Raw genomic sequence first — 12,604 nt, forward strand, 5'->3', positions numbered from 1 at the left:
CCGCCGCCCACTCTCTTCCCCCTCGTTCCCACGTTGGCACGTCGGGTGCCGCGGCGGGTGACGACCACCCACTACCTTCCCGGATCCGGTCGACCACGGCTGATCTTCGCGGTCGGGAACGGCGACTGGAACAGCACCAGGCCGCGTGAGTTCGATCTCCTTCCCGGACGGACGACCATCGGCTCGGGCAAGGACGCCGACCTGCGGCTCGAGGGAGTGGAGGCGCTGCACGCCGAAGTCCGCCACAACGAGGACGACGAGTACGTCCTGTATTCGTACGCCCCCACCGGCGGCGGGCGGCCCAATCTGCCGCACAGCTCGGAGGATGCCCGGATTCTGCGCACCGGATCGCGGATCGAGATCGGATCCTGGAGGCTGGCGTTCTATCGTGAGGAGTTCGCCGATCACGGACGCCCCTTCGGAGGGCGTCAGGGTGGCGAGTACGCCTTCCAGAGGCAGCAGCCGATTCGACCGTACGGATCGGGGGAACTCGGCTGAACAGACGCACACGAGAGGTACCGGACATGAGTGACCAGACACGGATCGCGCAGCTCGAGAAGGAGCACGTCGAACTCGTCCTGCGCCGCTTCGACCGCAGGGACGCATGGGAGCTGGGTCGCTCGATCGCAGAACGGGCATTGGCCGAGGGCCACCCGGTCGCCGTGGACGTGCGCACCCCGTCAGGGGTCCTCTTCCACGCATCTCTGCCGGGCGCGACGGCCGACAACGACGCATGGGCGGCGAAGAAGGCGGCGACCGCTCTCAGGTTCGAGACCAGCACGGCTCTGCTCGAAGCGCGCATCGAGAATGGCGGCCGGGACATGTACGAGCCGGGATGGCTCGATCCGGTCGTCTACGCGGTCGCGGGTGGGTCGGTGCCGATCCGCGTCGACGGTGTGGGTGTCGTCGCGGTCGCGACGGTGTCGGGACTTCCGTCATCGGACGACCACGACCTGGTCGTCGAGGGGATCGCAGGGCTGGGTCTGCTCACGGAGTAGCGGCGCGGATCTCGATCTCCGCGTATGGATAGTGGCAGTCGCCGGTCGCACCTGATCGCTCGCAATCGAGATCGGGTACGAGCATCAGCATCGGCGTCCCCGTGAGATCGGGCGGCACCTCGACCGACACCGAGGTCGCTCCGACCTCGAGACGTGAACCGGTGCGCAGATCGCCCTCGGGGGAGCGGATGATCACCTCGCCGGCCCAGAGCTCGTCGAGGCACTCGGGGGGATGCACTGACACGGAGACCGTCTGCCCGGCGGTGGCTGACAGCGGATCGACCGTCAACATCACAGCCACGCCATCGCAGCTGAGAGGGCTCGCACGAGGGGCGTCGCTGACCGAACCGGCGCCAAGGGGCGTCTCAGCAGTCGACGCATCGTTCGCAGGCTGAGTTCCGCCGGAGGAGGACGAGCAGCCGGTCAGCCCGACGCTGAGCGTCGTCGCCGCGACCAGGATCCGCACAGCGCGCCGCATCGAGTTCTTCATGACTCAGAGTGTCGCGGGCCGAGGCATCGTCTCAGTAGTCCGGGTGCAACCGCAGCCGTGACGCGATCTGAGCGGCCTGCGCAGCCGGCGTCAGAGCGATGTCGATCTCGATGGCCCGCTCGTCCGCCTCCAGGGGCTCGAGCGTCGCGAACTGCGAGTCGAGCAGTGTGGCGGGCATGAAGTGCCCCTGGCGGCGCAGCATCCGCTCGAGGATCAGCTCGCGCTCGCCGGCGAAGTGCACGAACGTGACCGCATCCCGGCGAAGCACGTCGCGGTAGCTGCGTCGCAGGGCGGAGCAGGTCACGATGCCGGGCTCGCCGGCGTCGATGCGCTCATCGATCCACTCGGCGATGCGGTCGAGCCAGGGCCAGCGGTCCTCGTCGTTCAGAGCGTGGCCGGCAGCCATCTTGGCGACGTTCGCCTCGGGATGCAGGTCGTCGCCCTCTTCGAACGCCCATCCGAGACGGCCGGCGAGCATCGCTGCCACGGTCGACTTTCCGGTGCTGGCGACGCCCATGAAGACGAGGACAGGTGCGTTGACGGACATCATGGCGCGCTCAGACGAACATGCTCAGGACGAGGACGCCGGCGAGACCGGTGACGGAGATGAGGCATTCGAGTACTGTCCATGACTTCAGAGTCTGCGGGATGCTGAGGCCGAAGTACTCCTTGATGAGCCAGAAACCCGCATCATTGACATGCGACAGGAACACCGAGCCCGAGCCGATCGCGAGCACCAGCAGCGCGACCATGGGGGAGTCGAGGGTCTCGGTGAGCGGCTGCAGGATGCCGGCGGCGGTGATCGTCGCGACGGTCGCGGATCCCGTGGCGATGCGGATGACGACGGCGACCAGCCACGCGAGGATCAGCACGGAGACGGACGACCCGGAGACGAACTGGGCGATCACGTTGCCGATGCCGGTGTCGACCAGCACCTGCTTGAATCCGCCACCCGCGCCGACGATCAGCAGGATGCCGGCGATGGGACCGAGCGACGAGCCGACGATGTCGTTGATCTTCGTGCGGTCGAATCCGGCGCCGCGGCCGAGGATGAAGAATCCGGCGAGCACGGCGATGAGCAGGGCGATGACCGGCGTGCCGAGGAAGTCGAGCGCGACCTTCCACGGGGCGTCGGAGCCTGCGGCCGAGATGTCGGCGACAGCCTTGGCGAGCATGAGGAACACGGGGAGCAGGATGCTGAAGAGCGTCGCACCGAACGACGGGCGGCGACGCTGCTCGATGCCCTCGTCCTCGTCCGTCACGAACAGCTCGGGGACGGGGACGTCGACCCAGCGCTCGGCGAAGCGGGCGAACAGCGGCCCAGAGATGATCACGGCGGGGATCGCGACGATCACACCGAAGGCGAGGGTGAGGCCGAGGTTGGCTCCGAGCGCGTCGATCGCGGCGAGCGGGCCCGGGTGCGGCGGCACGAGGCCGTGCATGGCCGAGAGGCCGGCGAGCGTCGGGATCGCGATGCGCATGAGTGGCGCCCCGGAGCGCCGTGCGACGAGGATGATGACCGGCACGAGGAGCACGAGGCCGACCTCGAAGAACATCGGGAGACCGATGACCGCACCGATGAGTCCCATGACCCACGGCAGCGACCGTGCGCTGGCACGGCTGACGAGCGTATCGACGATGCGGTCGGCACCACCCGAGTCGGCGAGGAGCTTTCCGTAGATGGCACCGAGGGCGATCAGGATTCCCACCCCGCCCATCGTGGTGCCGAATCCGGTCGAGAAGCTGGTGACCGATGCCGCGATGTCCATGCCGGCGATCGCGCCGGTGGCGAGCGCGCCGATGGTGAGCGACAGGAAGGGATGCAGCTTCACCCACGTGATGAGGACGATGATGATCGCGATCCCGAGCACTGCGGCGGTGATCAGCTGACCGGCGGGGCGGTCAGGGGCTGCCGTGTCGGCGACTGCCGTCATGAGCGCGTCGGCGGCGGGGGTGAAGAGTGCCATGAGCTTCCTTGATCCGGGCGTGGTTTACGACCTTATGCCGTACATAATAAGCACGCATACCACGTCATGCGCAACATAACCGAAACAATCGCCTGAGACGTCCCACGTCAACGACCCTGTGGCGGGCATACTCGACATATGACCGTCGCCGGCCCTGCAAGCCCTGTCCACGACTCGCTCGTCGCCGAGCTCGGTCGCGCGATCGTCGACGGCGAGCACCCCCCGGGCTCGCGGATGCTGACGGTGGAGCTCGCTCAGGAGCGGGGAGTGTCCCGCTCCGCCGCCCGTGAGGCGGTGCGGGTCCTCGAGTCCTTCGGTCTTGTCTGGGTGCGGCGGAAATCGGGTGTCGAGGTGCGGCCGCGGGCCGATTGGAACGTCTACGCGCCCGAGGTGATCGCGTGGCGACTCGCGGGCCCCGGTCGCGATGAGCAGCTTCGCGAGCTCAGCCAGCTCCGTTCCGTGATCGAACCGCTCGCTGCGCGACTCGCTGCGGTGAACGCGACGTCGGAACAGAAGGTCGAGCTCGTCTCACTCGTCGTCGCGATGAGCGAGGAGGACCACGAGGCCGACCGAGAGCGCTACCTCGCCGCGGACATCAGGCTTCACCGTCTTCTGCTGGATTCGTCCGGCAATCGGATGCTCGCCGCTCTGGGCGGCATGGTCGAGGCGGTGCTCAGGGGGCGCACGGCGCATGACCTCATGCCGCACGTGGCCAATCAGAGCGCTGTGCAGTGGCATCGGGATGTCGCGTTCGCGGTTGCGGGCGGAGATGCCGATGCCGCCGCGTCAGCGATGCGGAGCATCGTCATGGAGGCCGACGAGGCGATGCAGCGCGCTGCCGAATAGCCGAAGAGCGGCATACTCAGCCGATATCTCGGTATACGTCGGCTTTCGCAGTATTCCGGAATCATTCGCAGACCTACGATCGGATCGCGGAGAGTTTCGCGTTCTCGGGGGAGGCCGGCGATGGAGCAGGGGACAGGCGGACGTGCGCGCGGCGCGCGTCTTCCCCTGCACATGCTCGATCGTCCGCGGCTGACGGAGATCTTCGATCGAGGGCATGCCCTGACGGTCATCAGCGGCCCCGCCGGAGGTGGGAAGTCGGTTCTGCTGAGCCAGTGGGCGACGATGCAGGAAGAACGAGCGGCTGCTGCGGTGCGACTCGGGTTCGACGAGAGCGTCACGAACGAGCACCTCATGCTTCGCGAGATCCTGACCAAGGTCATCGTCCAGGACTTGATCGCTGATCGGAGCACCGCTCGCTCGGCGCTGCGTGGGTTCGACAGCGTCCGGGATCCGGGCGGCGAACTCGGGCGCCTGCTCGGCGACCTGAGTCGACCGTGCGTCCTACTGATCGACAATGCGGAGCGGGCCGATGAGCGGTCGCTTCTCGGGCGGGCTCTCGATCTTCTCGACGCCGCACCGCTCCTGCGGATCGTCGTGGCGACGCGCCGCTCGACGGTGACGCGGACGCTGCAGATGCTCGCGTCCGCGGACGTGTGCGTCGTCGGACCCGCGCATCTCTTCTTCACGTGTGACGAGGCTCGGGCGGTGGTGGAACGCGTATCCGGTCAGGCGCTCCCGCCGCATCCGCTCGGTGAGGAGAGCGCACTGCCCCTCGCAGCCCGGGCGTTGGGCCTTGCTCTCGCGACCCATCGGGACCCGGTCGAGATCGCCGCCGTCGAGGTGCAAGGGCTCGCTGATGCTCTGATGGCCAGCCTGATCGGTCCGGATGCTCCGGCCGACTTCCAGGAGTTCCTGCTTCGGACTTCGGTGCCGGGGAGAGTGACGCGCGAGATCGTCCGGCGTCTCGGCTGGCCGGATGGCGGGGACGAGCACCTCGATCGGGCCGAGCTCTACGGACTGGGCATGTGGGAACCGGCGGATGACGGTCTCGGGTTCGTCTACACCCCGCTGCTGCGCGAAGCGCTCGCGCGCCGACTCGATCAGCGGCCACTCGACGCCGTGGCACCGATCCGCCGAACAGTCGCGCTGTGGGCTTCCGAGCACGGCCGCCATCTCGAGGCGCTGACCAACGCGATGAGAGCGAGGGACTACGTCCTCGCGGTGCGCCTCGGGCGCAAGTCCTGGTTCATCCTCTCGCGGTCGAGTCCGCGCGAAGTCGAGACGCTGCTGCGTCGCGAGAATCCTCTCGTGCTCGCGCGTCATCCGCTGCTCGGCATGCTGCTGGCTTTGGTCCTGCTGCGTCTCGGTCAACGGCTGCGCGCGTTCGCCTATTTCCAGGGCGCCGCGCTGTCACTCGGCCGCCGGGGCGTCGACGATGACCCCGTCGAGCGGTTCTGGATGCTCAGCGCGAAGGCGCTGGCCGAGCGGTTCGCCGGGCAGTTCCGGCGATCCGGGATGTCCGCCGATCTGGTTGTTCAGGTCTTCCACACGATGGATGCCGAGCAGCGTGCGGAGTGCACCGGATTCGCGGCGCTGCTGCTCAGCAACTGCGGGCTCAGCTTCTTTCAGCTGGGTCGGATCTCGGATGCCATCGAGGTCCTGGAGCTCGGCATGACGATTCAGGTCGCGCATACCGTCATGATCCTCGAAGACGGTGTCGGTCTGCGGATGCCCGATGACGACGGCGGCTGGTATCACTGCGCTGCGACTCTCGCCGGCGTATACGCCCTGCGGGGACGGCTGTCCGATGCGCGGCGGGTCCTCGACGAGATCGACGGCGCCGATCCGCCGCCCGCCTGGCGATCGGAGCAGTTCGGGATACTGGAGCAGATCGCCCACGCCGTCATCGCCATCGCGGCGCTCGATCTCGACGAGGCCAGACGCCGTACGGATTCGATCGCACACCACCTGGGAACGACGGAGCTCTGGCCCTACCTCGTCTGCGTTCAGAGCGAGATCGAGGTGCGCGAGGGGCGCGCGGCCGAGGCATCGCTGGCCATCGCCCATTCGCTCGGGCGGGGCGTGAACTCGGCGGTCTCCGACTACGGATCGTCCCGGCTGACTGTCGCGCAGGCGATGGCGTCGCTGGCGCTCGGCGACCAGACGGCGGCCCGACGGACTGCCGCAGGGCTCCCGGGCGATGATCCGGCTCGGCTCGCCGTCGAGGCGTTCGTCGCGCTCCTCACCGGTGACGACGCGCGTTCCTACGCCGCGGCCGAGGTCGCCCAAGCCGAACGCGACCCGGACCTCGACCGGCTCTGCCTCGCAGCCATCACGTCCTCAGCCGCGGCAGCACGGTTGGGCAGGCGTGAGGCGTCTGCCCGCGCGATGTCTCGCGCCGTCGCCGTGATGCGAGAGCAGCGCTCTCAGGCTCCGCTCGCGCTCTTCGCCGGTGACGTGCTGAGCGAGGTGCGCGAACTGTGCGCGCCGACCGAGCAGGAATTCCTCGACTCCTATCTCGCGCGCGCCTCGGACGGATGCCCGTTCCCGGCGCTGCCGCCCCCGGTCAGGCTCACGTCGAGAGAAATCGCGGTGATGCGAGAGCTGCGGAGGACGTCGTCCACCGACGCGCTCGCCGCGGCACTCTTCGTCTCACCGAACACGGTGAAGGTCCAACGTCGCAGCGCGTACCGCAAGCTCGGTGCGTCGAACAGGGAGCAGGCTCTTCTGCGCGCCGCAGAGCTGGGGCTGCTCGAGGAATGAGCGACTGACCGGTCGATCGAGGCGCACCCCGAGTTCGGGTGACGCGTGGTGCGCCTCAGAGTCGGGAGCGTGGGAGGGGTGAACCTGGGGGTTCGTGCTCTCGTCGACCTGTGTTCACGATAGGTGCGGGCGCGTCGGGGTCGTGAGGGAGCGCATCGAGCACGCGGTATTTCGCCCTGGAACTCACCCTGGCCGCGCCTCGGCGCGCTCTCGGACGCCTGGTCGCGACCCCATGCGCACCGGTGTTCATAGACTGGAGCGATGCGAGCGCTCACCGAAGCAGACGTCCGTGCCTCGTTCGTCAATGCGGATGCCGACGAGCTGCGGGTCATGGAGATGCCCCACGACTTCGTCCTGATCGACTGGGACTACCTGGACTTCTTCGCGTGGCGAGACCCGAGTGCGGGTCGGCGCGGCTACGTGCTCACTCAGCACGACGGTGGGGTCTCGGGGTTCGTGCTGCGAGTCTCGGACCCCGGCCGAGGTCGTTCGGGCATGTGCAACATCTGCCACACCATGCAGCCGGGAAACCAGGTGGCGCTGTTCTCAGCACGGCTCGCAGGTGAGGCCGGTGAGCGGGGCGACTCCGTCGGCACCTACATGTGCGCCGATCTCTCCTGTCACGAGAACGTGAGACTCGCCCACCCGCTCGCCCCGAACGAGATCCTCGCCCCCGGACAGGTGGACGTCCGTCTCGACGGCACGAGGCGGCGAATGGAGGCCTTCGTGGGCCGCGTGAGGCAGCAGGCCTGATCACGGTTAGCCTGGTCGCATACGTCTGCGCTCGAAGGAGAAGCCATGAACGATGCCATCCTGTTCACCGTCGATGAGGGGCTGGCCCGGCTCACACTGAACCGTCCGGCACGGCTCAATGCCTTCAACTCCGATCTGGCGCACGCGTGGCGCGACGCGACGGCCGAGGCGACGTCGCGCACGGATGTGAAGGCGATCCTGATCGATGCGGCGGGCCCCGCGTTCTGCGCCGGCGGTGATGTCATCGAGATGGCGACGACGATGGGATCGGGTGACGAGATCACGGCCCTGGCCGAAGTCATCAACGCCGGGATCCGGTCGCTGACCGAGTCTGCGGTGCCGGTCGTCGCCGCAGCCCACGGGACGACCGCCGGCGGCGGGCTCGGCATCCTGCTCAGCAGCGACTACGCCGTGGTCGGCTCACGCTCTCGGCTGGGCAGCCTCTATGCGAACATCGGGCTGACACCCGACCTGTCGGTCTCGGCTCAGCTCGCTCGAGCGGTCGGACAGCGCCGCGCGCTGCAGCTGGTGCTGCAGGACCGCCTCCTGACGGCCGCGGAAGCCGTGGAATGGGGCCTCGTCGCAGAGGCCGTCGACGGGGCCGACTCTGCGGACGAAGCCGGCCGGGTGAGGGCGCGTGCGGAGGAGATCGCCCGCTTCTGGCTCGCCGGTGCGGCTGAAGCGTACGGTCACGCGAAGCGCCTCGTCCGCTCTCAGCCCGAGCGGACGTTCGCCGAGCAGCTGAGCGAGGAGGCGCGCTCGATCGGTGCCTCCCTGGCGACCCCGGACGCTCAGGCCCGGATCGCCGCGTTCGCCGCGGCATCCGCACGCAAGGGCTGATTCCCGCGGGAGCCGGTTCGCCCCGATGTATCCACGGATCATGTCGAGGCTCCTGCCTCCGCGCCGGCGCATGCAAGGATGAACGCAACGCCGCTCAACGAGAGGAACGCGATGTCGCAGCCGGAGATCACCCAGCAGCCCCCCGCGCTGGTCGAGAAGAAGAACATGTCCCTTCTCATCAGAGGGGCGATCTGGATCGCCATCGGCGCACTCATCGCCGCGGCGCTCGTCTGCGTCGTGTGGGTTCTGATCGGTGATCAGGACGGGCTGATCGGGCGGGCATTCCTCACGATCCTCCTGCTCGCCGCGTTCGCGGGGATCGCGATCCTCGAGGCGGGACTCGCCCCCAACCGTCCCGACTGGCTCGCGCTGTCGAGCATGGTCAGCTGGATCGTGGCTCTGCTGGTCGGAGCGGTCAAGATCTGGCTGCCCGAGGACGACGCGTTCTTCACCGGTGCAGAGCGCTTCTTCCAGCTGCTGCTCGTGGTGGGAATCCTGCAGCTCGCCCTGCTGCATGTGAGGCTGTTCACTCCGGCCGCGCAGCGTCACGTGACGACGTTCACCCGCATCATCTACATCGCGACGATCGTGTTCCTCGGCGGCCTCGTGGCCATGCTGATCTTCTTCCTCACCTTCCCGCACACCTTCGACTACGGCGAGCTGTACTGGCGAATCGTCGTCGCACTCACGATCCTGGCCGCGGTCGGAACCACGCTGATCCCGCTGCTCAACGCCCTGTTCGCTCCTCGCAAGCCGGCCGGCGCTCGTGCCGCCGCCGCGGCGCAGAGTGTCGCAGCCGCTCCGGCATGGCCGACCTACGCAGACGGTGTGACGCCCCTGCCGGTGCTGCCCGACGGCTCGCCGGACTGGAATGCCTACTACACCGGCCACCCGTCGCCGCAGCCGCAGCAGGCGCTCCCTGTCGCTCCCGCGCCGCAGGGGTTCCCCGTCGCGCCGTTCCCGACCGCGCCTGAGCCGTACTCGCAGGGCCCGGCGACGCCTCCGGCTCCGCCCGCGCCCGCGGCTCACGACGCCTACCCGCCGGCTCCCACTGCTCACGACGCCTACCCGCCGGCTCCGCCGCTGCCTCCCCAGTGAGCATCGAACTCGAACTGGCTGACCTCGCCCGCCGGATCGCACGCGAGGCGGGCGACCTGGCGCGGCGCCGTCGCGACGAGGGCGTGCACCTCGCCGCCACGAAGTCGACGCTGGCGGACATCGTCACCGATGCAGATCGCGAAGTCGAAGCGCTCGTCCGCGACCGGCTGAGGGTCGCTCGACCCGGCGACGGCTTCCTGGGCGAAGAGTCGGAGGCTGAACCCGGCGTGACCGGCATCACCTGGGTCGTCGATCCGATCGACGGCACGGTGAACTACGCCTACGGAATCCCCTCCTATGCCGTGAGCATCGCGGCAGTGAGGGGCAGCGCAGTCGCGGGGGAGTGGGAGGCGCTCGCCGCTGCCGTCTACGCGCCCGCAACCGCCGAGATGTTCACCGCCGCTCGAGGTCATGGCGCCTTCCTGGGCGAGGTGCGGCTGTCGGTCACGACGGAGACGCCGGCGGGAGCGCTGCTCGCCACCGGATTCGGCTACGACCCCGCGACGCATGACGGCGACCTCGCGACCGTGCGCAGGATCATGCCGATCGCGAGAGACCTCCGCCGCGCAGGCTCTGCCGCCCTCGACCTCGCTTTCGTGGCCTCCGGGCGGCTGGACGGCTACTTCGAGCGCGGCCTGAAGCCGTGGGATCACGCGGCAGGCGCGCTGCTGGTCACCGAGGCGGGGGGCGATGTCTCGCTGATCGACCGTGCCTCCGCGAGACCCATGCTCATCGCGGGTGGCACTGAGGTCCATCAGCGCGTCCTCGATATTCTTCGAGATGAAACGTGAACGATTCATGGCATTCACAGGTGGATCAGGCTAGGGTTTATCCGATCGTTACTTTCATCGGCCCGAATCGGTGAAGGTCGTAAGCGCCCCCGAGCTTGACGTTTGAACCCGAGAGAATCTGATTTGCCCTTCGAGAATCCCCAGGCTGCCTCTGCGCCCACGCGCCGCTCCAGCCGTCCCCGCACTGCGGCCTTCGAGGCCTCCGCGGCAGGAGTGACGGAAGCCGTCTCCGAAGCCGCGCCCGTCTCCGAAGCCACGGCCGTCCCCTCCGAGGCTCCCCTGTCTCGTCGTGCCGCCCGCCAGCGACTGAACACCGCAGAGGTCTTCATCGCCGCGACCGCGGTCGCGGCGGCGTCGGCAGCATCCGACTCCGCCGACGTCGTCGTGAGCCAGACCGATGAGGCTCCCGCGGACGTCGCCGAGCCGATCGTCATCGAGCCGATCGTCGCCGAGCCGATTGCGATGCCCGCAGCAGCCGAGCACGATCAGCCCGACTCGGAGCGCGCGGACGACGCAAGCCACCGTTCGAGCGACGAGGATGCCTTCGAGACGGCTGCCCGTGCATTCCGTCGCGTGGCACCCGAGGCCGCGGCCGAGCCCGCCGACGACCCGACTGAGGCCGCCGAGGCTGACGAGACTCCGGTCGAGCATGTCGTGCGCCGTCGCCCGTCTGCACGCAAGTTCCTCGCCGTCGGCGCGACCGTCGGCGTGATGAGCCTCGCCGGTCTCCTCGCCGTCGGCATGACCCTTCCTGCCGAAGCCGTCGCCGCAGTGCAGGGAACGCCGTCGCTCGCGGCGACGTCCCTCGTCGCTGCATCGGGTACGGCGTCGAAGGCTGCATCCGACGACGAGATCCAGGCGTTCGTCACGTCTTCCGACGTGCAGAACGAGCCGCTCGCGCGCTCCGACAGCTTCTCGAGCGTGTCTCTCATCCAGGTGGCATCGGAAGAGGGCATCAACTACTCGAACGAGGTCTTCACCAACGACGCCGAGGCTGCCATCCAGTGGCCGTTCAAGGTCGGCGTGGGTATGAGCTCGGGATACGGCATGCGCTGGGGTCGTCTGCACGAGGGAATCGACTTCGTCCCCGGTGAGGGAGCGCCCATCCAGGCGATCGCCGACGGCGTGGTGCGAATCGCCACCGAGCAGGGCGGCGCCTACGGTGTCACCGTGTACATCGACCACGTGATCGACGGACAGATCGTCACGAGCCACTACTCGCACATGCAGTACGGCTCGCTGCAGGTCAAGCCCGGGCAGACCGTGAAGGTCGGCGACGTCGTCGGCCACACCGGAAACACCGGTCGTTCCTACGGAGCGCACCTGCACTTCGAGATCATCATCAACGGCGGCACGATCGATCCGCTGCCGTGGTTGCGCGAGAACGCGGGTCGTACCTCGTACTGACACCTCGATTTCATGAGGACGCCACAGTGATGGTATTCTCGTGTGGTTGCCCCGCGAGGGGCAGCACGCCCCGATAGCTCAGTGGCAGAGCACTTCCATGGTAAGGAAGGGGTCGTCAGTTCAATCCTGACTCGGGGCTCACAGCGTTCGTATCTGCGATGCGGATGCGGTGTGGCAGGGTAGCTCAGCTGGTCAGAGCGCACGACTCATAATCGTGAGGTCGCGGGTTCAAGCCCCGCTCCTGCTACAGATGAAAACCCCCGGGATTCCCGGGGGTTTTTGCGTACCCGGGCTCAGGATCGACCGAGACGCACTGCGGGCACGATGTTCGCACGGTGCCCACCCGATCGGGTGAGGTCCGGCGTGCGCGATGTCAAGGGGATGCCCTGGCGAGGCCTGCGGCGGTCACACTGGTCGTCCAGTACCCGGACGATAGGAGCGACTCATGTCAGACCCCCAGGCAGCACCGGACGAAGGCGCCGAGATCGACGCGACCGGCGTGGACGCCGACTTCGTGACGAACGACCCGGACCCCGAGGTCGACCCCGCCACCCCGGGTGAGAGCCAGAAGGCCGACGGCGACAATGCGGATCACCCGGACGAGCTCGAGGTCGGCGACCTCCCCTGACCACGCACGAAGACGGGCCCGCT

Annotated in this window: 13 protein-coding genes and 2 tRNA genes; 12 read left to right on the top strand and 3 right to left on the bottom strand. The window is 68.2% G+C overall.

Features of this window, described 5'->3' with window-relative positions:
* Positions 1-498, top strand: a 498-nt coding sequence (locus LQZ85_RS13310; RefSeq protein ID WP_230101004.1) for an FHA domain-containing protein, incomplete at its 5' end; no start/stop codon positions are given.
* Between the two features lie 26 nt (positions 499-524).
* The gene (locus LQZ85_RS13315) at positions 525-998 is read left to right on the top strand and encodes a heme-binding protein (protein WP_053098916.1); all 474 of its coding nucleotides are present in this window, start codon (positions 525-527) and stop codon (positions 996-998) included.
* Here LQZ85_RS13315 and LQZ85_RS13320 read toward each other — a convergent pair.
* From LQZ85_RS13320 to LQZ85_RS13330, 3 genes are read right to left on the bottom strand one after another with little or no spacing between them, the layout of a single operon-like run.
* Entirely contained in the window at positions 988-1,488 is a 501-nt protein-coding gene (locus LQZ85_RS13320; protein WP_056277193.1) for a hypothetical protein, read from the bottom strand. The genes LQZ85_RS13315 and LQZ85_RS13320 overlap by 11 nt on opposite strands.
* A 31-nt stretch (positions 1,489-1,519) precedes the next feature.
* Entirely contained in the window at positions 1,520-2,038 is a 519-nt protein-coding gene (locus LQZ85_RS13325; protein ID WP_056277196.1) for a gluconokinase, read from the bottom strand.
* Positions 2,039-2,045: 7 nt separating this feature from the next.
* On the bottom strand, positions 2,046-3,422 hold the full coding sequence (locus LQZ85_RS13330) for a gluconate:H+ symporter (RefSeq protein WP_053099393.1): 1,377 nt from the start codon (positions 3,420-3,422) through the stop codon (positions 2,046-2,048).
* Positions 3,423-3,593: 171 nt separating this feature from the next.
* Between LQZ85_RS13330 and LQZ85_RS13335 the strand changes: the two genes are divergently transcribed.
* The 10 genes from LQZ85_RS13335 (at position 3,594) to LQZ85_RS13380 (ending at position 12,581) form a co-directional block, all read left to right on the top strand.
* Positions 3,594-4,301 carry an FCD domain-containing protein gene (locus tag LQZ85_RS13335; RefSeq protein WP_056277198.1) on the top strand — a complete coding sequence of 236 codons (708 nt, stop codon included), beginning with the start codon at positions 3,594-3,596 and terminating at the stop codon, positions 4,299-4,301.
* 120 nt (positions 4,302-4,421) lie between these two features.
* Positions 4,422-7,064, top strand: a complete 2,643-nt coding sequence (locus LQZ85_RS13340; protein WP_230101005.1) for a LuxR C-terminal-related transcriptional regulator — start codon at positions 4,422-4,424, stop codon at positions 7,062-7,064.
* A 261-nt stretch (positions 7,065-7,325) separates the two neighbouring features.
* Entirely contained in the window at positions 7,326-7,817 is a 492-nt protein-coding gene (locus tag LQZ85_RS13345; RefSeq protein ID WP_230101006.1) for an FBP domain-containing protein, read from the top strand.
* Between the two features lie 45 nt (positions 7,818-7,862).
* Entirely contained in the window at positions 7,863-8,657 is a 795-nt protein-coding gene (locus LQZ85_RS13350) for an enoyl-CoA hydratase/isomerase family protein (protein ID WP_056277204.1), read from the top strand.
* Positions 8,658-8,735: 78 nt separating this feature from the next.
* Positions 8,736-9,755, top strand: coding sequence for a hypothetical protein (locus tag LQZ85_RS13355; protein ID WP_157538099.1), 1,020 nt, complete (start codon positions 8,736-8,738; stop codon positions 9,753-9,755).
* Positions 9,752-10,546, top strand: coding sequence for an inositol monophosphatase family protein (locus LQZ85_RS13360; protein ID WP_056277210.1), 795 nt, complete (start codon positions 9,752-9,754; stop codon positions 10,544-10,546). The genes LQZ85_RS13355 and LQZ85_RS13360 overlap by 4 nt, the downstream gene beginning before the upstream one ends.
* A 123-nt stretch (positions 10,547-10,669) precedes the next feature.
* Positions 10,670-11,953 (top strand): peptidoglycan DD-metalloendopeptidase family protein, encoded by a 1,284-nt coding sequence (locus LQZ85_RS13365; RefSeq protein ID WP_056277212.1) that lies wholly within the window; start codon positions 10,670-10,672, stop codon positions 11,951-11,953.
* Positions 11,954-12,020: 67 nt separating this feature from the next.
* Positions 12,021-12,092 (top strand) — tRNA-Thr (locus LQZ85_RS13370).
* A 34-nt stretch (positions 12,093-12,126) separates the two neighbouring features.
* Positions 12,127-12,200, top strand: a tRNA-Met gene (locus tag LQZ85_RS13375).
* A 198-nt stretch (positions 12,201-12,398) separates the two neighbouring features.
* Positions 12,399-12,581, top strand: coding sequence for a hypothetical protein (locus LQZ85_RS13380; RefSeq protein WP_053098926.1), 183 nt, complete (start codon positions 12,399-12,401; stop codon positions 12,579-12,581).
* Positions 12,582-12,604 lie beyond the last annotated feature (23 nt).

This window comes from Microbacterium sp. Bi98 (assembly GCF_918698045.1).
Lineage (GTDB): Bacteria > Actinomycetota > Actinomycetes > Actinomycetales > Microbacteriaceae > Microbacterium.